This window comes from Dyadobacter sp. SG02 (genome assembly GCF_900109045.1).
Lineage (GTDB): Bacteria > Bacteroidota > Bacteroidia > Cytophagales > Spirosomataceae > Dyadobacter.
In genome coordinates this window covers 118,016-144,296 of sequence record NZ_FNYL01000006.1, presented here as the reverse complement: position 1 = coordinate 144,296, position 26,281 = coordinate 118,016, and the positions used below count along the sequence as shown (strand labels likewise).

The following is a 26,281-nucleotide window of genomic DNA, read 5'->3' as shown; positions in this document are numbered from 1 at the left end:
CTATTTGAATATTATAATTCTGAATCAAACCCTAATTTTTACCTACATGAAGAAAAAAATACGTGACTTGTTCCTGCTCGGCTTCCTGTGCCTGGGCATTACGCAGTCGCTGTTCGCACAAAATGTGACAGTGAAAGGCAAAGTGACCGACGAAAAGGGCGAAATGATCCCCGGTGCGAGCGTGACTGTAAAAGGTTTTCAGCAAGGAACACTGACAGACGCGGAAGGTGTGTATTCCATCGATGTAGCAGGTAACGCGACACTCGTATTCTCATTTCTGGGCTATCTGAAAGAAGAAGTGTCGGTTTCGAACCGCTCGACCATCGACGTCTCCCTCAAAACGGACACCAAAGCATTGGAAGAAGTCGTAGTAGTAGGTTACGGAACGCAACGCAAGATCGAAACCACCGGCTCCATCGCGTCCGTCAAAGCCGCTGATCTCGTACAAACGCCCATCGCGAACGTGGCCCAGGGCCTTCAATCCCGCATTGCCGGTGTGCAGATCAACCAGAACACCGGCTCGCCCGGGGGTAATGTGAGCGTGCGTATCCGCGGTACCAACTCCATCAATGGCTCTTCCGAACCGCTTTATGTAGTGGATGGAATCCAGATTTCGAACGGTGGCGGTATCAATGACGTAAGCCCCCTTTCGACCATTAACCCTAATGATATCGAGTCCGTTGAGGTTTTGAAAGACGCCTCCGCGTCCGCTATTTATGGTGCACGAGCAGCCAACGGTGTGATCCTGATCACGACCAAGCGCGGTAAAAGTGGCGCCACACGCGTTACCTACGACGGCTATTATGGTTCCCAGAAAGTCAATAAAATGCTGAAAGTGCTGAATGCGGCAGAGTTTGGCCAACTGGAAAATGAGGTATTCAAAGACAATTATTATGCAAACCCGGCATCACTCGGCGAGGGTGTCGACTGGCAAAAGGTAATTTTCAGAAAAGCCCCGATTCAAAACCACCAGCTGTCGATCAATGGAGGGAATGAAAAAACGCAGCTCGCATTGTCGCTCAACTATTTCGACCAGGACGGCACCATGCGGGGCTCGGCATTTACCCGCTACTCTTTCCGCCTCAACCTCGACCATCAGATCAATAAGAATATCAAAATCGGAACCAGTATCCTTGGCACCCAGTCGGTCTCGGATGGTATCCAGACAGGCAGTACCGACATCGGCAATGCGGGTGTAGTAACGTCTACGGTATTGGGTGCGGCCGTCGGCGCTCCTCCTACCCTCCAACCTTACCGCCCGGACGGCACCATTTTCCCATTCGGCGAGCAAGGCAATGGCCGGTACCGTGAAGTAACCAACCCGCTAAGTTTCATAGAAGTACTCAACAAGCGGAGTATCAAGCGTGTGCTGGCGAACCTTTACGGAGAAATCAAACTGTTCAAGGGACTTACCTATCGCGCCTCATTCAACCTTGACCAGAAAGGCGAGCTCTATAACTATTACTCACCCCGCAGTATTGTCAACAAAAGCGACCTCACAGATGCTTCGGGATCGGCAAGCAAGGGCAACTACAACAACCTGGCCTTACTCCATGAAAGTATCCTGACTTACAGTACCATGTTCGGCAAGAATCATTCATTGAAAGCGACAGCCGTATTCGGTACCCAAGGTGAGCAATACAACGAAAACGTCATGAGCGCCTCAGGCTTTCCCAACGATGCTACGCAGAACGAAGCCATGCAACTTGCGCTAACCCGTACGGTAGGCAGCTTCCGGAGCAGCCAGCGGCTGGATTCCTATATGGGCCGGATCAATTACGGATTCAAGGATAAACTCTTCGTTGACGTCACTGCACGGATAGACGGATCGAGCAAGTTCGGGGCGAACCTTAAATATGGTGTTTTCCCGGCCATATCAGCGGCATATCGCCTCATCGAAGAGCCATTTATGAAAGATCTGACCTGGCTTTCGGACTTCAAACTTCGCGGAAGTTTCGGGCTTACCGGTAATGCAGGCGGCCTGGACCCTTACCAATCCCTGGCCACAGTGGCTGCCAACGGGAGCAATTACATGCTCAACCATCTTTACGCAACCGGTATCGACCCGTCCAGAATCGCCAATAAAGACCTCCGCTGGGAACAGTCGGTTCAGACGAACTTTGGTGTCGACGTAAGTTTGCTCAACAACCGGATCAGCCTCATTGCGGATGTTTATTACAAGAAAACAGAGGACCTGCTATTTGAAAAGACGCTGCCGATGAGCTCGGGATATACCAAGATCAATGGCAACTTCGCGGGCCTTCAAAACAAAGGGCTTGAACTGGCCGTGAATGCGCGCATCCTCGATGGTGCATTGAAATGGGATATTTCGGCCAATACGACCATCAACCGCAACAAGATCACAACCCTGGATGGCGGCGTGACGAGCGAGCGTTTCATTAATACTTACAGCCTTTTGAAAGTGGGCGAACCACTGGGTATATTCAAAACTTATGTGTTCGATGGCATTAACCAAACAGGCGAAGCGATTCTTCCCGGCTACGACGGGCGCCTGGGCGGGCAAAAGGTAAAGGACATGAATGGCGACGGGAAGATCGATGCTAACGACCAAATCATTACCGGCAACCCTAACCCGAAATTCATTTACGGCTTTTCAACCAATCTTTCCTACAAAGGATTCGACCTGGCCGCATTCCTTTCCGGTTCGCAGGGGAACGACATTTACAATGCTAGCCGGCTTTCGTTCGAGAATCCGCTCGGACAGCGCAATTTGCTCGAAGGCGTTGTGAACCGCTGGTCGCCTACCAACCCCAGCAACCAGTACGCGAGTGCATTTCAGGCCGGGCGATTGCCTATTTCCGACTACGTCATGGAGGACGGTTCCTATCTCCGTTGCAAGAACATTACGCTTGGCTACAAATTGCCCGCATTCAAAGGCGTACAGAGCATCCGCGTGTACGTGAGTGCGAACAACCTGTTCACGATTACCAATTACAGCGGTTTCGACCCGGAGGTTAACACTTACGCAGGTTCAAACACGCAGATCGGGATCGACAACTTCGTATATCCGCAAGCCAAATCGTTCCTGGGCGGTATCCAGGTTTCATTCTGATTATTTCCGAATCCTCTTGCCGAACATAGGCTAAAACGACATGAAAAAGCTACTAAAAATTACCGCATATCTGGGCATGGCCGGGACCGCGCTTATCGCCCCCTCCTGCAAGCTTGACGAAACAGTTTACTCGTCGATCTACACCGAAAATTTTTACAAAACCGCCGCCGACGCCGAGAAGGCATTGATTTCCGTCTACGGTGCATTGGGAAGCCTGGGTGGCGGACCCGCGTTGACGCTCATCGCCGATTTCAGCGATGACCAGACTTACCCCCGCGGCGTGGTAGGCCGCAATACGCTGACGCAGTTCACCTACGACCCTAATTATACGACTCAGAAAAGCAACTCGCGGGTAAACGAATCGCCACAGCAGATCTGGCAGTCGTGTTATGCCGGTATCGAAAAGGCCAACTGGGTCATTGCCAAGGTGCCGGACGCCACTATGGACGAAGCGCGCAAAAAGCAGATCATCGGCGAGGCCTATTTCCTGCGGGCGTTCTACCATTGGTTTTTGAGTAAAAACTTTGGGGATATACCGGTCAAAATCACACCGAGCTATTCGGAAGCGGATGCCCTGACGGCCAAAAGCTCCAAAGCGGATACTTACAAGCAAATTTATGCCGACCTCGACCAGGCTTTAAATTCGGGGCTTGTTTCCTATCCTGCTGTCGAGAAAGGCCGCGTGGCGAAAGAGGTCGTAAATGCGTTGTATGCCAAAGCTGCTTTGTACAATGAAGACTGGGCCAAAGCATTGGAACAGGCCAAAATTGTGATCAACTCGGGCAAATACGCACTCATGGAAGATGTCCGCGATGTGTATAAGTATGATAAAGAAGATGCAGCGCGCATTGAAAACATGTGGGCATTCGAGGTAGACCCAGTGTCTCCCGGCCTTGGTCACCAGCTCACAGGCCTCTGCGGCCCTCCGGGAAGCGCCGGGCCTGAATATGCCCGCACTTCCTATGGTTCGATGTTCGCCTACCAGGCATTTTTCGACTCCTTCGACCCGACGGATAAACGCCGCACCTTGCTGGACACCAATTACACCGACAAATCCGGCAAAGTGGTACCGCAGAAAAGCATTACGCCCATTACGACGAAAGGCGTGCTGATCAAGAAATACCAGGACCCTGTTTCGACCGTGGGCATGATCCCGAACATCCCGATCTTCCGCCTGCCCGATGTGTACCTCATCGCTGCCGAAGCCGAGGCGCGCTTGAATGGCGCCACTACCGCGGCTTACGATTTCATCAATCCGGTGAGAAAACGCGCCGGCCTGGCCAATCTGAAAACCGGCCTGACCAAGGACGCATTCGTCGAGGCCGTCTTGCAGGAGCGCGCATGGGAGTTCTTCGCGGAAGGCGATCGGTGGTATGATCTCACGCGCACCGGCAAGTTCCTGACCGTGATCCCGAAAGCCGTCAACGACGTATACCCTACCCGCAACGTGGCGGCCAAAAACAAATATTTCCCGATCCCGCTCGACGAAATCAATTCCAATACCAAGCTGGAACAGAACCCGGATTGGAAATAGGTTATTAAATGATGATGCTGATCACCCAGGCAATTTTCTTTCTGGCAATGCTCATGACCGCTCCTTTTCCCGACAGGCAAAAGGAGCGGGTCAGGGAGTTCACGGTCACGGAGAACGACACATTGACCTACACTCTGAAACTCGCGCTCGACGAAAAGGGCCGGCCGCAATACTTTTTCAGGAACATTTTCACACCGGTTTGCTACACCAATGAATGCAAGCCGGTGTATATCAATTTCTATTGGGACTTGCTGGGCAACTACGAACGCTACGACCTTCCCGAAGGCAAAGTGCTCACGAAAGTTGACCACGACGAATTCAAGGAAGAAGATTACCAGAAATTGCAGGATATTCTTGCCCAGAACAACTCCATTTTTGCCGACCTGAAAATGGAGGACCTGATCACCAAAGGCACGGATAAACTGACAGATTCGGTCGATGCAAAGGCCGGTGCGACTTTGAAAACCATTAAAAACCAGGTGATCGACGGCGCGGTTTATACCTGCTTCACCTTGTGGCACATTGCCTACGGAAAAGCGGTGCCCGAAATGCAGAAGATCATCGAAACCTATTCCAGCGACGCATTGCTGCACCAGTTTCTGGAAAGCAAAAACCACCACTATCAATACTGGGCCATGGCGAAAGTGATGGATGCGGGCGGCGGAGTGAAAAAGCCATTTGAAAAAGACATTGAAACGATCATCGCCGGAAAGAATGGTTTCATCGCCAAATATGCCTTGCAGCATGTGGGAAATGACTTTTTCAAAACTGAACAAAGACAGAACTGGCTCTGGGAAACATATCAGAAAACAGGCTATGCCACGCAAATAGCCATCTTGAAAAAGCTGAACAACAGCACGATCGAAATATCAAAGTCCTTGGCAGCAAACCTGCAATCCAGCCTGCCCAATGCCAATGAAGAACAAACTCTGCTAATCCAAAAAATCCTGCAAAAACCATGAACATCCCCCATATCCCCGGACTGAAGTCCGGGGCAATAGATTCTCGATTGCCTTCGGCAATCTTGCATACAGAATTGCCGAAGGCAAAAAAATCCCCTTGCCCCGGGTTTCAACCCGGGGATTTTAAAAAGTTGTTTGGGCTATTTTTGATGATGGTTTTGATGTTTCCTGCATTGGCCCAGAATCATGTATTTGTTGAAACAGAATCCTTTGAAGACAAAGGTGGCTGGGTGATCGACCAGCAATCTTTTGTGGTCATGAACTCTTCCTACATCATGGCGCATGGCATGGGCCGGCCGGTGAAGGATGCGGCTACGACGGTAAAATTCCCGAAAACAGGCAAATACCACTTATGGGTGCGCACCAAAGACTGGGCCCCGTTTCCCAAAGGCCCCGGCAAGTTCCAGGTGCTGGTGGATGGTAAATCCGTAGGCCATACTTTCGGCGAAAGTGGCTCGGATACCTGGAAATGGTACGACGGTGGTGTGATTGACATTAAAAATACCGACACGAAACTCGCATTGAAGGACCTTACCGGCTTCAACGGCCGCTGCGATGCATTGCTTTTCACCGACGACCTGAAATTCACCCCGCCCAACGAGCTGGAAGCATTGACCGCGTTCCGTAGAAAGCTCCTCAACCTGACCGACAAACCTCAGGATACCGGCCGCTACGACCTCGTAGTGGTAGGCGGCGGCGTTGCCGGAACCTGCGCCGCGATTTCGGCTGCGCGCATGGGCCTTACCGTGGCGCTGATCCAGGACCGGCCCGTACTCGGCGGCAACAACAGCTCCGAGGTACGCGTGCATTTGATGGGCGATGTGGATAAAAACCATTATCCCAAACTCGGCCGCATCGTGCGGGAAATGGACAATGGCGACCCGGGAAATGGTAATGCGGATGCCAAAGAATATGGCGATGCACGCAAAATCTCCATCGTGAAGGCAGAAAAGAACATTTCGCTGTTCCTGAATACCCATGTTTTTAAAGTAGAGAAAGAAAACGACATTATCACTGCGGTGGTCGGTCGGGATATTGCTACCAACCAGGAGCGGCGCTTTTCGGGGTCGTTCTTTTCGGATTGCACGGGTGATGGTACCGTCGGTTTCCTCGCGGGCGCGGAGTTCCGGATGGGGCGGGAAAGCAAGGCTGAAACCGGCGAGTCGCTGGCGGCAGAAAAGAGCGACGATTTCACATTGGGTACTTCCAATTTGTGGGCTTCCGTGGATCGCGATACCGTTTCGTCGTTTCCTGAAACGCCCTGGGCGATGCAGTTTTCGGACGAATACCATATCGACGAGCCCAAATCCGATTGGCAGTGGGAAACCGGTTTCGGGAATTTCAACACCATTACCCAGGCTGAGCAGATCCGCGACCATAACCTGCGCGCCATTTACGGCAACTGGTCGTATCTGAAGAAGAACAAAGCGACAAAATATGGTAAAAAGGAGCTTGCCTGGGTGGCTTATATCGGCGGCAAACGCGAGTCGCGCCGCATTATCGGAGATTACGTTTTGAACCAGATGGACATTCAGGAAGGCAAGTTCTACCCCGACGGCTCCGTAACTGCCACCTGGACGATCGACCTCCATTTCCCCGATGCCAAAAACAGCAAATACTTCGAAGGACAGGAGTTTTTCGCAGGAACCAAGCACATCAAAGTGGCGCCCTATACGATTCCATACCGCTGCCTTTATTCTAAAAACATCCAAAACCTGTTCATGGCCGGTCGCAATATCAGCACCACGCATGTCGCGTTCGGGAGCACGCGCGTGATGCGTACGTGCGGGATGATGGGCGAGGTCGTCGGGTTTGCCTCCTACCTCGCAAACAAGTACAAAACCAGCCCGCGTGGCGTGTATAAGGACCATTTGCCCGAGCTGACCGGCATTCTGAAAGGTGAAACACTAGCGCCTCAACCTTGATTTTACATTGAATAGTATTCTGATACATATTGCCGGAGTAATGTCCACCCTCCTCACCGTGCTGCCGTTGGTAACAATGGCAGCTACGGGCGAGGATATGGTCTCTATCGACGGCGAAGCACAAGGCACTACGTATCATATCCGCTATTTCGATCCGCGAAACCGGAACTTCAAGCATTCCATTGATTCCATACTCACTGAATTTGACCAATGCCTGTCGCTATACCGAACTGATTCCGAGCTCTCTGCATTCAATCGTAATGCGCGGCACGCCTTTCGGTCGCAGTGGTTTTATGAGGTTTTAGTTAAATCCAAAGAAATCTATGAATCGACGGGCGGTGCTTTCGATCCTACGATCATGCCGCTTTCGGAGGCTTATGGTTTTGGAAATAAAAAGCATGTCGATCCGGAGAATGTAAATGTCGATTCATTATTGCAATTCATTGGTTTTAAACAAATTGACTTCAATCAAAAGGAGGTAAAGACTCGCCCGGGCGTGAAGCTGGATTTCGATGGTATTGCACAGGGCTATTCCGTGGACATTCTCGGAGCATTTCTGAAAAGCCGCGGTATCGACCGCTTTATGGTCGAAATAGGCGGGGAATTGATTTGCTCGGGTAATAAAAACGGCGGTGCTTCCTGGGTGACGGGCATTGAAAACCCGCTAAAACCTGCCGTGTTGGCTGCAACGGTAGCGCTGACCAACCGGGCCATGACCACCGCCGGCAATTACCACAACCACATTAGCCGTAACGGCATTACCTACAACCACATTATCGATCCGCGGACGGGCGCAATGGAACAGACCCAGCTGTTGAGTGTGACTGTGTTTGCCAAAGATGCTATTACCGCCGACGGCTACGATACCGCCTTCTTCGTGATGGGCCTCGAAGCGACCAAAACCTTTTTGAAAAACCGCCAAGATATCGACGTGTACATGCTTTTCACCAATGAGGAAGGCCAGCTAATGTCCTTCGCGACCGACGGTATCAAAGACCTTATCCAGGAAAAATGAAACGAATAACCCTGTTACTACCCATTTTATTCAGCGCTCTGACCATCGTCCAGGCCCAGCGGACAGTTGTAAAAGCATTGACCAACAACGCGATCCGCGTCCAGTGGCGTGAGGCCGACGGTGCCTTGAAGATCGAAGAGGTTTCGGTAAACAAAAAAGGCCAGTGGACCAAGGTAGCGGCGCCTTCCGGCGAGTATACCCTGCTCTATTCCGAAACCAAGCCTTCAACCGAAGCTGCCGAAACCTTTGAAAAAATTACCGGCGGAAAATTCCCCGAGGACGCCTACCATTACCAGCAAACCCAATGGAAGGAAAGCACCACGGGTGTGGCACTGAACACGGCCGGGCAGGCGTTCCATTTCTTCCCGCAAACCGCCTCCGCGAAGGATAACGGATTGGAATTCAAATCTGAAACCGAAGTAGCGACCATTACCGCGCATTGGAAGACCGATCCGCGCTTCCCGAACGACATTCAGGTGACTATGACCCTGAATGCGAAGAAAAAGGGCTTTTTCTCGCTGGCTACACCTACGCTGGCCGCATTACCGCCCGACCAAATGGGCTGGGTGTCCGTGCCGGGCTATTTTCAGGGGAATTTTATACAGAAAAACTTTGCACTCTCCTATGCGTACGGCCACGGGATTCCCGACCGCCCGGTCGTATACCGCGAGCGCTGTGCTTCCACGCTCAGCCCGCTGGTGAGCAGCAAAGATGGCATTACGCTGTCGGTGATACCCGAGCCCGGCCTCGCGCGTGACCCGTGGGCAAAAGACCAGATCACACAGATCGACTGGCACCTCGGTCTTTCGCACATGAACCGCAAGGCACAGCTTTCCCCTACCTTATATTACCCCGTGCTGGGCGAAGAAAAATCTGAAATGGAGGCCGGACAATCGGTTTCCTACACATTCCGGTACAGCCTCATCGCCGGCGACTGGTTCCAGGCGACCAAACATGCGGCTATCGACATTTACAAATTCCGCGAGACCCTTGCCCTGCGCCAAAGCAAGCAGGCATTGACCGACCGCATCGAAAAGATGCACCATTACCTTATCGATCCTAAGACTTCACTCTGGAATATCGAGGAGTTCAAAGGCAAGCAGATCGGCGCGCAGTCGTACCTCGGCGGCGTGGTGGGTTCGGATAAGGATGCGATGAAAAACTCGGATTATGGCGCCATGTGGATGCTTGCCAATGCGACCGCCGATCCCGAACTGACCCAAAAAGTACTTCCGCCCGCCGAAAACTTCAAATTGGTGCAGCAGCAAACCGACGAAGGCTTTTTCAAAGGTGCCGTCGAAGGCCAGTATTATTTAGCCAAAAAGAAAAAGTTCGTGGAAGAATGGGGCGAGGTGGTGGAACCTATTGCATTGACCTACTATGTCATGCTCGACGTGGGTAATATGCTGCTTTTCGAACCGGATAATGCGGAATTGAAAGAACGGCTGCGAATCGGGGCCGGGAAACTGCTGAGCTGGCAGCGCGAAGATGGCGGTTTTGCAGTGGCCTACGACCGCAAAACCGAGCAGGAGATTTTCAAGGATATCCAGGATGTGCGGCCTACGTTTTACGGCCTGATCGTCGCACACCGGATTCTCAAAGACGATAAATACCTCAAAGCCGCCGAAAAAGGCGCTGACTGGTTCCTCAAAAACGCGGTGGAAACCGGCGCCTTCCTCGGCGTATGCGGGGACGCACGCTACGCACCCGACTTCGCGACCGGGCAATCGGCACAGGCATTGCTGGATTTGTTTGATTTAACCCAAAACAAAAAGTACCAGGACGCCGCCATTACCTGCGCCAAGATCTATACCTCATCCATTTACACACACCCCATCGCCGATCACAAACCCAAAACCGTGAACGGCACCGCACGCGAGGATTGGGAGATCAGCCAAACCGGCCTCAGCTTCGAACACGGCGGCATTTTCGGTTCGGCGACGCGGCATGGGCCTATCCAGCTGGCGAGCCACGCGGGGATGTTCATCCGCATCTACCAGCTCACCGGCGAGCAGCTTTTCGCGGATATGGCACGCGCTGCCGCCATTGGCCGGGATGCATTTGTGGATAGTAAAACCAGCGTCGCTTCCTACTACTGGAACGCCATGAACCGCGGCGCCGGTCCCTACCCCCACCACGCCTGGTGGCAGATCGGCTGGATCACCGATTACCTGCTTTCCGAAGCCGCATTGCGCTCGAATGGCAAAGTCACTTTCCCGCGTGGTTTTGTGACGCCGAAAGTGGGCCCGCACCAGACGTACGGCTTTGCCCCGGGAGATGTTTTCGGCGACAAGGCAAATCTGGTTATCAAAGAAGGCTTCATCACCGCCGATAGCCCGTCGATCGACCCCATTGTTTCAAAATCAACTACCAAAAACACTTACTACGTGACGCTGCTCAATAATAGCCCGCAGCCGACTGCATTCAATTTGAAAATAGAGCACGGCAAAATAGCCGAAACAAACCCCGCTGTAACCATGAAATGGGCCGAGACGAACCAGAAAGCGGCTATCAGTAACATCAAACTGCCCGCATTCGGCGCGCGCACACTTCAAATCAGCTATTAACCCAACCTCATGAACAATACCACCGACACCATTGTCATTCTCGTATTCTCCGCGTTCGTGATGGGCATTGGGATGCTTTTTGCCCGGACGGGGCGCAACCTGAAATCGTTTTTCGCGGGCGGCGAGGCCGTGCCGTGGTTTATCGGCGGGCTTTCGCTGTTTATGAGCTTTTTCTCCGCCGGGACCTTCGTGGCCTGGGGCTCCATTGCCTACAAGCACGGCTGGGTAGCCATTACCATTCAGTGGACGATGTGTATCGGGGCGCTGATTACCGCCGTATACCTCGCGCCGCGCTGGAAACGGACGGGCGCGCTCACAGCCGCCGAGTTCATACGCGAGCGCCTGGGCCTGCCCGTACAGAAGACCTATATCTTCATTTTTACATTGGTTTCTGTATTTATCAAGGGCTCGGTATTGTATCCGGTCGCCAAACTGGTAAGTGCGTCGCTGGATTTGCCGCTGGTGCCTTGTACGATCGGCCTCGGGCTTTTCATGATCGCCTACACGGCCGTAGGAGGCCTTTGGGCTGTGATGGTGACCGACATTCTGCAATTTGTGGTGCTATCGGCTGCCGTATTTATCCTGTTGCCGCTTTCATTTAACAAGGTCGGCGGCTGGGAAGGGTTTACCAACAATATCCCCGACGACTTTTTCAACCTGCTCAATGGCGAATATACGCTCGGCTTCGTCGCCGCATTTGTGATTTACCACATTTGCTACATCGGCGGCAACTGGACGATGGTGCAACGCTACACGAGCGTAGACAGCGAGAAATCGGCTAAGAAAGTGGCATTTCTGTTCGCCGGGTTATACCTCATCAGCCCCGTGATCTGGATGTTCCCGCCAATGATATACAAAGCCATTAACCCCACATTGACCGGCCTGGATACCGAAAATGCCTATCTCATGATTTGCAAACTCGTGCTGCCTCCCGGCCTCCTCGGCCTGATGCTGACCGGCATGTATTTCTCTACCTCCGCCAGCGCGAACACGGCATTGAACGTAGTATCGGCGGTTTTCACCAATGATATTTATAAAGGGATGGTCAACCCGGCCGCTTCCGACAAGCAGCTGATCCGCGTTGCGCGTGGCTCGTCGTGGTTTTTCGGGCTGGGTATGATCGGTATTGCATTGCTGGTACCGGCGGCGGGCGGCATTGTGGAGGTGGTACTGAGCATTTCGGCCATTTCAGGCGGTCCGCTGCTGGCACCGCCGCTCTGGGCATTGTTTTCCAAAAGGTTGAATGGCAAGACTACGCTCTGGGTTACGGGCATCGGGCTGTGTGTAAACCTGTTTTTCAAAACCCTCGCCCCGCTCCTGCTCGACTTCAAACTCTCGCGCGGGATGGAAACGATCGTGGGCGTGGGCCTGCCGTTGCTCCTATTGCTTGCCTACGAACTCTGGGCGCGCTCGCGTAACCTAATCGCCAATGAATACACGATTTATATGCTTTCCAAAGACCAGCGCAAACAGGAAGCTTCCTCTGTTGATCCGGCAGAAGCATTTGAAATTCAAAAACAGAACCGGTTCGGATTGCAGGTAATCGCCGGGGCGTTGCTGTTTACGGCTGTGATGTTGTTCATTCTAAGCTTTTTGACAACGGACGGAACGCTGGTGACAGCCGGTGTGGCGATAGTGGTGTTGATTTCGGCGGCGATACCGTTTTCGGCAGCGCGGAAGGTGGTGTTGGTGAAGGACGATGAAACACGCATCGCCGTCTAAGTTCACGTTAGCGATGTTGTTTCATGCCTAACGGCATTTTTGAAAAGCAGGCAGTCCGTTTGATTCTACCAAGATTACATCCCTAGCGGGATTTGGGCGTAAAATAGAATTGACAGGACACAATTAACGCAGTATAAAGTCCCGTCAGGGACGTAACATTGGTAGTAATGGGAATAGAAATGGGATCAAAATGCCGTCAGGCATGAAACAGCAATACAAACGCGTGTCTCGCAGCTGATCATCTGAGACATTATAGGCACAGATTAAACAAAATTCAACCCAGAACAAAAAACGAAACCCCAAACACAACGACATCACATAATGAAACGATTAACCCTTTTAACCTTCTCCTTTTTACTCTCTTTAACCTGCTCAAACCTCGCGGCCCAGCCGGGTGCGGCCCGATACCATATCCGCCAACCGGATGCGATTCCGCTGCATGGCGAATGGTGGTTCCTGCTCGACCCGGCGGGGTTGGGCATTTCAAACCAGTGGTACCGTGAGGGCATCGCCCAGGAAGGTCGGCAGGACAAGGTTACCGTGCCGCATTGCTTCTCGGTCGACCGGCGCTATGAATTTTATTCGGGCACGGCCTGGTACCGCAAGACTTTTGCCTGGAAAAGAACAACCGGCAAGCGCATTATCCTGCATTTCGATGGCGCCTATTACAAAACCAGCGTATGGCTGAACGGCCAGAAAGTCGGCGAGCATGAGGGCGGGTACACGCCTTTCCACTTCGATGTGACGGAGCAGCTGAAAGAGGGTGATAACCTGCTGGTGGTGGCCGTCAACAACGACACGTGGAAAACGAATACAATTCCCGGGATCAAAGACAAAGGAGATATCAACGATGGCTTTGTGGGCTGGGTCAATTACGGAGGCATTACCCGGCCGGTTTACCTGACGGTCGAGCCGGAGGTTTATACTGAAAATGTGAAGATCGAAACGTTGCCTGATCTTGCGAAAGGCACCGCGGTGGTCAAAGCGAAAATCAGGGTACGGAATGCTTCTGCAACTCCGGCCACTCCCAAAATCGACCTGACTGTATTGCAGGATAAAAAACCGTTGACTTTGCGTTGGAAAACCAATGCGGCGAGCATTCCGGCAGGGCAAACTGCAATACTGGAAACGGAGGCAGCATTGACGGCCGCGCAAGTGAAGCTTTGGGATTTGGACCAACCCAACTTGTATGAACTGAAAACAGTTGTCGGTACGGATACGCTCGCTTCGAATTTTGGCATTCGAAAAATCGAGGTGAGCGAGGCGCAGATTCTTTTGAATGGCAAGCCTCTCAAAGTCGGCGGGGGCAACCGGGTGATCGACTACCCCGGCCTGGGCTCGCTGGAACCGGATTGGCTGGTGGAAAAGGACTTCCGTTTAATGAAGGAAGCCGGTATGGAATTCCAGCGCCTCACGCATTACACACCTTCCGAATATTTCTACGACCTCGCCGACCGCTATGGCATGCTGATCATCACCGAGGCGGGAAACTGGCAGCTCACGCCGAAGCAAATGGACAATGATTCGATGCGCGTCAAGTTTCGTTCGCAGTTCCGGGAAATGGCCGAGCGCGACTGGAACCACCCGAGCGTGATCGCATACAGCGTTGGAAATGAATACGGCTCGACAACCGCCAGCGGCCAACGCTGGACCAAGGACATGATCGCCTACGCACGCGAGCTCGATCCCACACGCCTGTACACATTCGCGAGCATGCTTTTGAACCAGCTTCCCGAGAAACCGGAAGACGAAGCCAGCCAGTACGTCGATTTTGTTTCTACCAACACTTATGGTGGCCATGCCAAATCGCTGGACCATATTCACAAACTATATCCCAACAAGCCGGTTTTCATCAGCGAATGGGGCACGCGCTCGGACGGAAAGGGCGGCGAGCCCGGCCAGGCGCAGCATTTGAGCGACGTAATGATTGAGATACGCAAGCGGCCGTTTGTGGCGGGGGCATCCTGGTGGACTTATAATGACTACCGCAGCAAGTTGTTTGGCACCAATGTGAATGGCTTCCGGCCGTGGGGCATTGTGGGGCCGGACCGTTTACCCAGGCTCGCTTATCCGGTTCACCAGAAAGAATTTTCGCCCGTTACGGTGGAGAAAGCAGGTTTCAAAACCGGCGATCAGGGAGTCCATTTGTTGACCGTCAAAGTTACTTCACGGGGCGATTTTCCTGCAAAAACCATCAAAGGGTATACATTAAAAGCAGGCGATATCAGCATCGCATTACCCGATCTGGACCCGGGCGAAAGCAAGGATATTGTCATCCCGATCCGCGGATTTGACAAACAAATCCACATCACAGTGATCAAACCGACCGGTTTCCTCACTACCCAGACTGACATCGACCTTAAATAACATTTGCGGGCGATAGAAGGCCGCGCAAACCATGACATATAAAGACCTGACAAGATGATAATCGGAGAATCGACACACAAAAGAGAACCTAAAACCATTGCGCTCGCAGCCGACTTTGTGATTACGGGAGGCGGATTAACGGGTACTTGCGGCGCAGTTACCGCGGCGAGGGCAGGGTTGAAAGTGATATTGGTACAAGACCGGCCGGTGCTGGGCGGCAACTGTTCGAGCGAAGTAAGGCTCTGGATATTAGGCGCTACCTCGCACATGGGCAACAACAACCGCTGGGCGCGCGAGGGCGGCGTAATCGACGAAATCATGCTCGAAAACGCCTATCGCAACCCCGATGGTAACCCGCTGATTTTCGATACGGTTTTGCTGGAAAAGGTTACCCAGGAAGAGAACATCACGCTGCTGCTCAATACGGCAGTTTATGATCTTGATAAAACCCAAAATGGCAATAAGATTGAAGCATTGCACGCATTTTGCAGCCAGAATAGTACCAAATACACATTGAATGCGCCGCTATTCTGCGATTCATCGGGCGATGGGATCGTCGGGTTTCTCGCGGGGGCGGCATTCCGGATGGGTGCGGAGTCGGTGGAGGAATTTGGGGAGAAATTCGCGCCGAACAAGGCTTACGGGGAGCTTTTAGGCCACTCTATGTATTTCTATTCCAAAGACATAGGCCGCCCGGTAAAGTTTGTTCCGCCCTCCTTTGCTTTGCAGGATATTACTGAAATCCCGCGGTACAAGACCTTCAATCCCAAAGACTTTGGCTGCCGGTTGTGGTGGCTGGAATATGGCGGCAGACTGGATACCGTGCACGATACCGAGCAGATCAAATGGGAACTTTGGAAGGTGGTTTACGGAGCCTGGAACTATATTAAAAACTCGGGTGAATTTCCGGAATCGGAGAACCTTACACTCGAATGGGTCGGTGCGATTCCCGGCAAACGCGAAAGCCGTCGTTTCGAGGGCGATTACCTGCTGAAACAGCAAGATGTGGTCGAACAAAAAGTGTTTACCGACACGGTAGCATTCGGTGGTTGGAGCCTCGACCTCCACCCTGCCGACGGCGTGTATTCAGACCAGGCCGGCTGCAACCAGTGGCACAGCAAAGGCGTTTACAGCATCCCCTACCGCTGTTTTTACAGTAAAAATATTGAAAACCTGTTCATCGCAGGCCGCATTATCAGCGCCACCCACGTCGCGTTCGCGTCTACACGGGTGATGGCCACGAGTGCAACGGGCGGGCAGGCCGTCGCGATTGCTGCGGCAGTCGCGAAAAAGCATGGCTGCTCGCCGAGGGAAGTGGGTGAAAAGCATTTGGAAGAACTGCAACTGGAACTGTGGCGCTCGGGCCAGTATTTGCCGCAGACACCGACCACTGACTCGCAAAACCTCGTGAACACTGCCCGAATCGACGCTTCTTCGACATTAGCATTGACAGGTTTGGCGGGTTCGGATCAATGGAAGACCATCGAACATTCCGTTGCTCAAATGCTGCCCGTAAAAGGTTCGATGCCGGCTGTTACTGTGTGGGTAGAAGCGGTGCAGGACACCGAATTAGTCGCTGAGCTGCGCAAAAGCAGCAAGCCTTTCAACCACACACCGGATGTAACGCTCGAAAGTAGAAGCTACCGCCTGATCGCCGGAAAGCATGAACTGATCCTTGAATGGGACAGCTATTTTCCCGAAGAATGCTATGCATTTATATGCTTCCTGAAAAATGAGCACGTCAAAATCCGGTACAGCGAGCAGCGCGTTACCGGGCTCGTCACTGTTTTCAATGCTACGAACCCCGCCGTCTCGAATTACGGCAAACAGGAGCCCACGGAAGATATCGGCGTAGATACCTTCGAGTTCTGGTGCCCGCAGCGGCGCCCGGCGGGCCTAAACCTTGCATTTAAACTGAGCGGACCCATTCAATTATTCGGAACGGAAAATCTGAAAAACGGCTGGCACCGCCCGATAGCTGGACCCAACGCATGGGTAGCCGCTCCCGATGACCGCAATCCCGAACTGGAACTGCAATGGAATGATAATCAAAGCATTTCCAAAATCGATTTTGTATTCGACACCGATTTTGACCACCCGATGGAGAACGTCATCTTTGTTCATCCGGAGACGGTAATGCCTTTCTGCACGCAGAAAATTGAAGTGCTGGACGACGCTGGTCATGTAATCGGCACAATTAATGACAACCACCTGACGAAACGAAGTTTGACGTTCCCCCAACCCGTAACGACACATTCGCTGAAAATCAGGCTGCAAAACAGCCACGCGCACGTGCCGGTATCGCTCATGGAAGTCCGCGTCTATTAGCGCGGCTTCCGTTTTTATTCTTTGAAAACTAATAAATTGATCTTAAATTTGCCGTCCTGAAATAGCAAACGTTTGTTTGCTATTTTCTTGAAAGTTTACTCTATAATTATAGTATACTACATAGACTTTGAAGGAAGCGGCGGATTTTACACCCTCAACTGAAAACAACGAAAAGAACTGGGAATCGTTACAGGTTGCGTACATCGCAAGTGGTGATCCTGAGGAAGATCGGCGTTTGGCTGCGCTTGCGCGCGAGCAGGGAAAGGCGGTTTTTCTCCGCGATCTGCCCGAAGAATCGGACGATATCTTCCAAACAGTCGCTGCTACTGCTGAAAATACAACTTCGGCCAATCCGGCTTCCAGAAATAATACAAAAACACCTCTTAGCTGGGAGACTATCCAGCAGAAGCTTTGGGCCGCTACCGTGCGCAAGAGAAGTCGCACTGAAATAGCGGTTAACATCTTCTCAGCGATCGCATTGATGGTGATCGGGCATCTGCTTTTCACCTTTTTCTCCTACGACCGGCTGACGCTCCTCTGGAACGAGCTCGAAGTCAGCGAAGGCTTTTTTTACTATATCCTCGGCGGTTTTGTAGCCCAGATGATCGACGGCGCATTGGGTATGGCCTACGGGGTGACCGCATCCACATTCCTGCTGACATTGGGCGTGCCGCCTTCGGCTGTGAGCGCCAGTGTACACACTTCGGAAATCTTTACCAGCGGTGTTTCGGGTTATATGCACCTGAAATTCGGCAATGTGAACAGCAAATTGTTCAAGAAGATCCTGTTCCCGGGCGTGCTTGGGGCTATTGTTGGTGCCTATGCCCTATCGTCCCTCGAAAAATACATTTACATCATCAAACCTTTGGTGGCAATTTATACGCTGATCCTGGGAATCCTTATTATCCAGAAAGCGTTAAAGAAACGAGTTGAAAAAAGGCCGATCAAGAAGATTGGCTGGCTGGCGATGGCAGGCGGGACACTCGATTCCATCGGTGGAGGCGGCTGGGGCCCGATTGTCACTTCGACGCTCATTGCGCGCGGAAGGCACCCCAAGTACACCATCGGATCGGTAAACCTCGCGGAGTTTTTCGTGTCGCTGGCAAGCTCGGTTACATTCATCAGCATTATCGGATTTTCACACTGGCAAGTGGTGCTCGGCCTGATCCTCGGTGGTATGGTCGCCGCGCCCATCGCAGCCACACTATCCCGCCGCCTGCCGATCAAGACTATGATGATCATGGTAGGAACGATCGTCATCATCGTGAGCGTGAGGATTATTTATATGGTTTTAAGCAGTTTATAAAAACGGAGTAATCCGGGATTCATCAATTATACATTTAAGGGCTAACCAACGACGGCCGAAGTTTCCACATCATGAAAAAACAGACCAAAGCGATACGCACCCAGACAGGCAAAACGAAGTATCGTGAGCATTCGACTCCCCTTTTCCTGACCAGCAGCTTCACATTCGAGAGCGCGGAGCAAGGAAAGGCACTTTTTGAAGAAACCGAAGACGGCAATATTTACAGCCGCTTTTCGAACCCGAGCGTGCAGGAGTTTGTGGACAAGGTTTGTATGCTGGAAGGTCTGGAAGACGGCGTGGCTACTGCTACCGGTATGGCGGCGGTGTTTGCCAGTATGGCGGCATTGCTGAAAAGCGGCGACCATATCCTGGCGTGCCGTGCATTATTTGGCTCTGCGCATCAGATTATCACACAGATATTGCCGAAATGGGGCATTTCCCACACATACCTGGATGCGGACGCGAGCGAAGCGGAATGGGAGGCGGCAGTACAGCCCAATACCCGTATGATCTACCTCGAAACGCCGTCCAACCCCGGACTGGACCTGGTAGACCTCGCGATGATCGGCCGCATTACCAAGAAACATAACATCATTTTCAACGTAGATAACTGCTTTGCCTCACCCGCATTGCAAACCCCGGCCGATTTCGGCGCCGACCTCGTGCTGCATTCCGCGACGAAGTTCATGGACGGCCAAGGCCGCGTTTTGGGTGGTGTGGTTGTAGGTAAAAAAGAATATATCAAGGAGCTGCGCTTTTTCTGCCGCCAGACAGGCCCTTCGATGTCGCCATTCAACGCCTGGGTACTGAGCAAAAGCCTTGAAACACTGCATTTGAGAATGGAAAAACATGCTTCCAACGCATTGGCACTGGCTACCGCATTGGACAAGCACCCTGACGTAAAATCGGTGAAATACCCATTCCTGGAATCGCACCCGCAGTACGAGCTTGCGAAACGCCAGATGAGCGCAGGTGGCTCTATCGTCACCATCGACCTCGAAGGTGGTTTCGAACGCGTAGCGGCATTTATGGACGCATTGGAGATCGCGTCGCTGTCGTCCAACCTGGGCGATACCCGCACGATCGTTACCAATCCAAACACTACTACGCACGCGAAATTGAAGCCTGAGGAGAAAGCTGCGCTGGGCATTACGGAAGGTTTGATCCGCATTTCCGTTGGTTTAGAGGATATTGAAGACCTCATCGAGGATTTCACGAACGCCGTGGAGGTGTCGGTGAAAAGTGATATATTGGAGTAAGATTATTCACTTAAACAATACTATACATATGCACACTGTAACGATCGAAATACCGGATGAACTGAGCAAGGAGGAAGTATCACTTTCAATTGCCAAACATCTTTATGAAAAGGAACTTATTTCTGCCGAGCAGGCGGCGGAAGTCGCCGGGGTTGAGGGGAAAGAAGTTATTGAGAATGAAATGGCCAAGGATCGGGCACAGGCGTGGTTAGATTATCAAAGTAGAACTGCGCGGAGCGTGCTTGACGAGCAAATTAGATTGCGAGGGTACCGTGGTATTAATAAGGAGGAGCTGGATCGACTGAGAGATGAGTTGGATATTCAGGAACCTTTTGAACTGCTACTTTCGCAACTGACTAAATGACGTATCTGCTGGATACCAATATAATAGTCGCCTATTTAAGAATGCAACCATTGTGGTACCTCGCGGAGGAAACATTTGGCTTCTTGGACGAAGAGAACGAGGTGATAATTCCGTCCATTGTAATAGGCGAATTGCGATCTCTGGGTATTAAGAATAACTGGGGCGCAAGAAAAAGAGCCAAGCTGGAAGAAATTGTAAAAAAATTTTATCCATTTACCACATTGACAAAAGATGTCGTCGAACGCTATGCCGAGATCGACGCATTCAGTCAGGGAAGATTACCGGGGCGTAGGCTGGATTGTTCGGCGAGGAATATGGGGAAGAATGATTTGTGGATTGCGGCGGTGGCGAGTGCGTTAAATGCAACGCTGATTACCACCGACAGCGATTTCGACCATTTGAACAACCGGTTCCTGAACGTTGCCCGATTTGAATTGAAATAATTTACACCATGAACGAAACATTAGCATCTTTAAACGCCGCCATCGAGGGCAAAAGTGAGATCGAATCGCTGGCGATACTGGCGGATCTTTTTCCCGGTGAAGTCGTTTTTTCAACCAGTCTCGGATATGAAGATCAGGTGATCAGCGACCTCATTTTAAAGAATAACATTAATATCGGGATCTTTACATTGGATACCGGAAGGCTTTTCGCGGAGACTTACATGACTTTGCAAAAGACCAACAACCGTTACGACACTAAAATAAAGGTGTATTACCCGCAAACCGACGCGGTGGAAACCCTGGTGAGCACCAAAGGACCCCTGAGTTTCTACGAATCCATCGAAAACCGGAAGGAATGCTGCTTCATCCGCAAGGTAGAGCCATTGAACCGCGCATTGAAAGGTGCGAAAATCTGGGTGACGGGTATCCGGGCAGAACAGTCGGGGAACCGTCATGATATGCCGAGGCTGGAATGGGACGAGGCGCATCAGCTTTACAAGTTCCACCCGATCCTGCATTGGTCATTCGAAGAGGTGAAGCATTATGTAAAATCAAACGGCATTCCGTATAACCCGTTGCACGACAAAGGCTTTGTGAGCATCGGCTGCGCGCCATGTACACGTGCGATCCAGGAAGGCGAGGATTTCCGCGCCGGAAGATGGTGGTGGGAAGATGAGTCGAAGAAGGAATGCGGGTTGCACGCGAAGTAGCTTGGCGCCCCCAACCCATTAACATTTAAATCAATAACCAAAAATATGTCAATTTCAGTGAACGAGGCCTCCGACATCCAACGGGAGATTAGTGAACGCAGCGCTCCGGATTACCTGGATCAGCTGGAAGCAGAGGCCATTTACATTATGCGTGAAGTAGCCGGCCAGTTTGAGCGCCCTGCCCTGTTGTTTTCAGGAGGTAAGGACTCGATCACATTGGTTCATTTGGCTAGGAAAGCATTCGCACCGGGCAAAATCCCCTTCCCGCTGGTGCACGTCGATACCGGTCACAACTTTATCGAAGCGATCGAATACCGTGACGAGCTGGCAGAGCAGATCAATGCGAAACTGATCGTTCGTTACGTGGAAGATACCATCAAGGCGAAAGGATTGAAGGAGCAAACCGGCAAGAATGCAAGCCGCAACTGGTTGCAAACCTTCACTTTGCTGGATACCATCGAAGAATTTGAATTTGACGCATGCATTGGTGGCGCACGCCGCGACGAAGAGAAAGCCCGCGCAAAAGAGCGTATTTTCTCGTTCCGTGACGAGTTTGGTCAATGGGACCCGAAACGCCAGCGCCCCGAGCTTTGGAATTTGTTCAACGGCCGCATTCAGAAAGGTGAAAACGTACGCGTGTTCCCGATCTCGAACTGGACCGAGCTGGATGTTTGGGCTTACCTGAAAAGAGAAGGTATCGCATTACCTTCGATCTACTTCGCACACGAACGCGAGCTGATCCTGCGTGATGGCAAACTGCTGAACAATACGCCGGTAATCGAGCCCGATCCGGAAGATCAGATCGTAACCCGTCAGGTGCGTTTCCGTACCGTCGGCGATATGACCTGTACCGCAGCAGTAGAATCCGCAGCAGCCACCCTGGACGAAGTAATCGCCGAAATCACGATCTCAAGAATCAGCGAACGCGGCGAAACCCGCATCGACGACCAGCAGACGGAAGCAGCGATGGAAGATCGTAAAAAGGGAGGATATTTCTGATCAGGGAGTAAGGATGAAAGGGAGGATGGAGGAATGAGAAAAGCAAAAACGTTCAATCATTAATCATTCACTCATTCAGTCATTTAAAATTAAAAAACAGTGGATTTACTAAGATTTATAACAGCAGGCTCCGTCGATGACGGCAAAAGCACATTGATCGGTCGCTTGCTTTACGATACAAAAAATATCCTGGCTGATCAGATGGAAGCCATCGAGCGCGCCAGCAAAACCCGCAATGCCGGTGAAATCGACCTCGCATTGTTGACGGACGGCCTTCGTTCGGAGCGTGAGCAGGGCATCACCATCGATGTGGCTTACAAATATTTCCAGACGCCGAACCGCAAGTTTATCAGCATCGACGCGCCGGGCCACATTCAGTACACCCGCAATATGGTGACTGGCGCTTCCAATGCGGATCTGGCCATTATTTTGGTTGATGCGCGTCATGGTGTGGTGGAACAAACCCGCCGTCACTCGCTGATTGCTTCCATGCTGGGTATTCCACACGTGATTGTAGCAGTAAACAAAATGGATTTGGTAGGCAATTCGGAAGATGCATTCCTCGAAATTGCCCAATCTTACAAAGAACTGGCCGGGAAACTGTCCATTAGGGACCTGACCATTATTCCGGTAAGCGCATTGAACGGCGATAACATCGTAGACCGTTCGGAAAGCATGAACTGGTACACCGGCGAAACATTGCTTTCGGTACTGGAAAATGTGAATGTGCTGAAAGACCAGAACCAGGAAGACGGCCGTTTCGCGGTACAATATGTGATCCGTCCTCAGACCGACGAGCTGCACGATTACCGCGGTTATGCCGGACGTGTTCAGAGCGGTACTTTCAAAAAAGGCGACGCGATTAAGGTATTGCCTTCTGAAAGAGAGTCGAAAATCGCTAAAATCGAATTTGGCGGAAACGAAATACCGGAGGCATCTGTTCTTGAATCTGTAACGATATTACTTGAAGACGATATCGATATCAGCCGTGGCGATACGATTGTAACAATCGATAACTCGCCGATCGTGAGCCAGGATATCGAAGCGCTGGTTTGCTGGATGGACGACAAGAAGACGTTGAAACCAGGTAACAAATACGTTTTACAGCACGGCACAGCGCGTTCACGCTGCTCGGTCCGTGGCATCGAATACCAGATCGACATCAACTCTTATGAAAAACTGGATGAGGTAGAGGCGCTGAAATTGAACGACGTAGCAAGAATCGTACTCAGAACAGCCCAGCCCATCGCATACGACCCTTATCAGAAGAACCGCGCAAACGGCGCAGCGATCCTGATCGACGAAACGTCCAATGTGACGGTTGGGGCTTGTATGATCGAGTAATGTCCTCGCATATGGCTTCGACTTCGCTCAGCCTGACACAACGCCTGTCACCCTGAGCGAAGTCGAAGGGCCAACACAACCACACTATTGAATAAAAATATACTATCCCGATAGACGATTAGAATATCATCATGAGCGATTTAATCATTTCTGACAAAGTATCCGCCGTTGCGAAGCGCGATATCATTGACCTGCAACAAAAGATCGGTGGATTCTACTCCGGTGAGACTCCGGAGGAGGCGTTCCGTAAATTCCGTCTGACACGCGGTGTGTATGGTCAGCGCCAGCCCGGCGTGCAGATGATTCGTATCAAACTGCCTTACGGCCGCATAACAGCCGATCAGCTGGTCCGTATCGCAGATACTTCCGACAAATTTGCGACCGGTAACCTGCACGCGACTACGCGCCAGGATATCCAGCTGCACTTTGTAAAACTTGCAGATTCACCCCAATTGTGGGCCGACCTGGAAGACGCGGGCATTACGCTGAAAGAAGCTTGTGGTAATACCATCCGTAACGTTACGGCGTCGTCTGTCGCGGGTATCGATCCGGATGAGCCGTTCGACGTGACGCCGATCACCCATTCGATCTTCACCTATTTCCTCCGCAACCCGATCAATCAGGATATGGGCCGGAAGTTTAAAATCGCCGTTTCTTCTTCTGAAAAAGACAGCGCGCTGGCATTCATCCACGACGTGGGTCTGATCGCGAAAATGGGTCAGAACGAGGCTGGTGAAACCGTTCGCGGATTCAAAGTGCTGATCGGCGGCGGCCTTGGCGCACAGCCGTTCTCGGCACAAACTGCATTCGAATTCCTGGAAGAAGATAAAGTAATTCCTTTCATCGAGGCAATGCTTCGCGTGTTCGACCGCTACGGCGAGCGCGTACGCCGCCATAAGGCACGTATGAAGTTCCTGCTGAACGACCTCGGCCTCGAAGGCATGATGGAGAAAGTGGAAGAAGAGCGCAAAGCTGTCCGTAACAAGATATTCCAGATTCCGGAAGACCTTTTCGGTACCAACGAATACGAAGCGGTCAACCATGCGCCACGCCCTTCGCTGTCCGAAGCTGAAATTCTGAAAATCGCAGCGGAAAGCATCGATGCCGACAAGCTCGATATTTTCACCAAATGGCTCCGTACCAATACATTTGAACAAAAACAAAAAGGCTGGTACGCCGTGCAGCTACGCGTGTTGCTGGGCGATATGAGCTCGGATACGGCACGTAGCCTTGCGGATGTAGTACGCCAATATGCTGCCGACGACATTCGTGTCACCGTGAACCAGGGTTATATCCTGCGTTTCGTGAAAGGTGAAGACCTGGTAGCGATTTACCATGAACTGGCGAAACTGGGACTTGTTAACCCCGGCTTCGACAGCACCATGGACATTACCACCTGCCCTGGTACCGATACCTGTAACCTCGCGATTTCGAGCAGCTACGGTATTACCCGCGTGCTCGAAGATGTCATGCGAGACGAATACCCGGAAATGATTTACAATCAGGATATTAAAATAAAAATAAGCGGCTGTATGAACGGTTGCGGCCAGCATAATGCGGCTAATATCGGTTTCCACGGCAGCTCGATCAAAAATGGCAAGCTGGTATTGCCGGCGTTGCAGGTGTTGCTCGGCGGTGGTTTCTCCGGCGATGGTATTGGATTAATAGGAGACAAAGTAATTAAAGTCCCTACCAAACGAGGACCGGAAGTATTGCGTCTGCTGTTCAACGATTACGAGGCAAATGCAATGGACGGGGAGTATTTTAACCAATACTACCTACGCCAGACCAAGAATTATTTCTTCCAGTTGCTGAAACCGCTTGCGGACCTTACAACAGTACAGGACGACGACTACCGCGACTGGGATCACGATGAACTGTTTAAAACAGAAATCGGGGTCGGTGAATGTGCTTCTGTGCTGGTTGACCTCGTGGCTACGACGATCATCGAAGGCCAGGAGAAGTTGAATCTGGCCAAAGAATCTTTCCAATCGGGTGTTTGGGCCGATGCGATTTACCACGCTTACAACGTGTTCATCACAGGTGCGAAAGGCTTGTTGATGTCGAAAGATGTAACGACCAACACGCAGTACGGCATTATCAACGACTTCGAAACGCATTTCGGACAAGATTTCAAATACAATGTCCCAGCGGAATTCGCAGTAGAAAATCAAGCGGAAACACCATTCAAAGCATTGGTATTCAGCATTAATAAATTCGAACCAAGCGAAGCATTCGCCAGCTATTTTATCAATACTGCTGAAAGCTTCCTGAATTTCGTTCGCGAAACCCGCGAGTCCCAATTGATCGAAACCGGCGAGCCCGCATTACAAGAGCTCTCGTTCGGAAAGGATAGCTAATAA

17 protein-coding genes are annotated in these 26,281 nt (G+C 51.6%); all 17 read left to right on the top strand.

Annotation, left to right across the window (positions count from 1 at the left end; genetic code table 11):
• The first annotated feature begins 46 nt into the window (after positions 1-46).
• The 17 genes from BMW93_RS15935 to BMW93_RS15855 all read left to right on the top strand — a co-directional run bounded on the left by BMW93_RS15935 (position 47) and on the right by BMW93_RS15855 (position 26,278).
• Positions 47-3,073 (top strand): TonB-dependent receptor, encoded by a 3,027-nt coding sequence (locus BMW93_RS15935; RefSeq protein ID WP_090378849.1) that lies wholly within the window; start codon positions 47-49, stop codon positions 3,071-3,073.
• A 40-nt stretch (positions 3,074-3,113) separates the two neighbouring features.
• Complete coding sequence (locus BMW93_RS15930; RefSeq protein ID WP_090378031.1) at positions 3,114-4,607, top strand: RagB/SusD family nutrient uptake outer membrane protein; 1,494 nt, start codon at positions 3,114-3,116, stop codon at positions 4,605-4,607.
• Positions 4,608-4,615: 8 nt separating this feature from the next.
• Positions 4,616-5,569 carry a hypothetical protein gene (locus BMW93_RS15925; protein WP_229240494.1) on the top strand — a complete coding sequence of 318 codons (954 nt, stop codon included), beginning with the start codon at positions 4,616-4,618 and terminating at the stop codon, positions 5,567-5,569.
• 152 nt (positions 5,570-5,721) lie between these two features.
• Positions 5,722-7,494 carry an FAD-dependent oxidoreductase gene (locus tag BMW93_RS15920; RefSeq protein ID WP_090378843.1) on the top strand — a complete coding sequence of 591 codons (1,773 nt, stop codon included), beginning with the start codon at positions 5,722-5,724 and terminating at the stop codon, positions 7,492-7,494.
• A gap of 40 nt (positions 7,495-7,534) precedes the next feature.
• Positions 7,535-8,509 (top strand): FAD:protein FMN transferase, encoded by a 975-nt coding sequence (locus tag BMW93_RS15915; protein ID WP_229240492.1) that lies wholly within the window; start codon positions 7,535-7,537, stop codon positions 8,507-8,509.
• Positions 8,506-11,076 carry a glycerophosphoryl diester phosphodiesterase gene (locus BMW93_RS15910; RefSeq protein WP_090378028.1) on the top strand — a complete coding sequence of 857 codons (2,571 nt, stop codon included), beginning with the start codon at positions 8,506-8,508 and terminating at the stop codon, positions 11,074-11,076. The genes BMW93_RS15915 and BMW93_RS15910 overlap by 4 nt, the downstream gene beginning before the upstream one ends.
• A 9-nt stretch (positions 11,077-11,085) precedes the next feature.
• Entirely contained in the window at positions 11,086-12,798 is a 1,713-nt protein-coding gene (locus tag BMW93_RS15905) for a sodium:solute symporter family protein (RefSeq protein WP_090378025.1), read from the top strand.
• A gap of 321 nt (positions 12,799-13,119) precedes the next feature.
• The gene (locus BMW93_RS15900; protein ID WP_090378022.1) at positions 13,120-15,165 is read left to right on the top strand and encodes a glycoside hydrolase family 2 protein; all 2,046 of its coding nucleotides are present in this window, start codon (positions 13,120-13,122) and stop codon (positions 15,163-15,165) included.
• Between the two features lie 54 nt (positions 15,166-15,219).
• Positions 15,220-17,493: an FAD-dependent oxidoreductase gene (locus BMW93_RS15895; RefSeq protein WP_090378019.1), complete on the top strand. Its 2,274-nt coding sequence runs from the start codon at positions 15,220-15,222 to the stop codon at positions 17,491-17,493.
• A gap of 127 nt (positions 17,494-17,620) precedes the next feature.
• A complete protein-coding gene (locus tag BMW93_RS15890; RefSeq protein ID WP_229240490.1) occupies positions 17,621-18,799 on the top strand; it encodes a sulfite exporter TauE/SafE family protein in 1,179 nt (392 codons plus the stop codon).
• A gap of 71 nt (positions 18,800-18,870) precedes the next feature.
• A complete protein-coding gene (locus tag BMW93_RS15885; RefSeq protein ID WP_090378016.1) occupies positions 18,871-20,058 on the top strand; it encodes a PLP-dependent aspartate aminotransferase family protein in 1,188 nt (395 codons plus the stop codon).
• A 28-nt stretch (positions 20,059-20,086) separates the two neighbouring features.
• Positions 20,087-20,422, top strand: a complete 336-nt coding sequence (locus BMW93_RS15880; RefSeq protein WP_090378013.1) for a hypothetical protein — start codon at positions 20,087-20,089, stop codon at positions 20,420-20,422.
• Positions 20,419-20,865 carry a type II toxin-antitoxin system VapC family toxin gene (locus BMW93_RS15875; protein WP_090378010.1) on the top strand — a complete coding sequence of 149 codons (447 nt, stop codon included), beginning with the start codon at positions 20,419-20,421 and terminating at the stop codon, positions 20,863-20,865. Before BMW93_RS15880 ends, BMW93_RS15875 begins: the two co-directional genes overlap by 4 nt.
• Before the next feature lie 8 nt (positions 20,866-20,873).
• Positions 20,874-21,575 (top strand): phosphoadenylyl-sulfate reductase, encoded by a 702-nt coding sequence (locus BMW93_RS15870; protein ID WP_090378007.1) that lies wholly within the window; start codon positions 20,874-20,876, stop codon positions 21,573-21,575.
• Positions 21,576-21,620: 45 nt separating this feature from the next.
• Positions 21,621-22,574 carry a sulfate adenylyltransferase subunit CysD gene (gene cysD, locus BMW93_RS15865; RefSeq protein WP_229240488.1) on the top strand — a complete coding sequence of 318 codons (954 nt, stop codon included), beginning with the start codon at positions 21,621-21,623 and terminating at the stop codon, positions 22,572-22,574.
• Between the two features lie 99 nt (positions 22,575-22,673).
• Positions 22,674-23,918, top strand: coding sequence for a sulfate adenylyltransferase subunit 1 (locus BMW93_RS15860; RefSeq protein WP_090378004.1), 1,245 nt, complete (start codon positions 22,674-22,676; stop codon positions 23,916-23,918).
• A gap of 131 nt (positions 23,919-24,049) precedes the next feature.
• On the top strand, positions 24,050-26,278 hold the full coding sequence (locus BMW93_RS15855; RefSeq protein WP_090378001.1) for a HEPN domain-containing protein: 2,229 nt from the start codon (positions 24,050-24,052) through the stop codon (positions 26,276-26,278).
• The last annotated feature ends 3 nt before the right edge of the window (positions 26,279-26,281 follow it).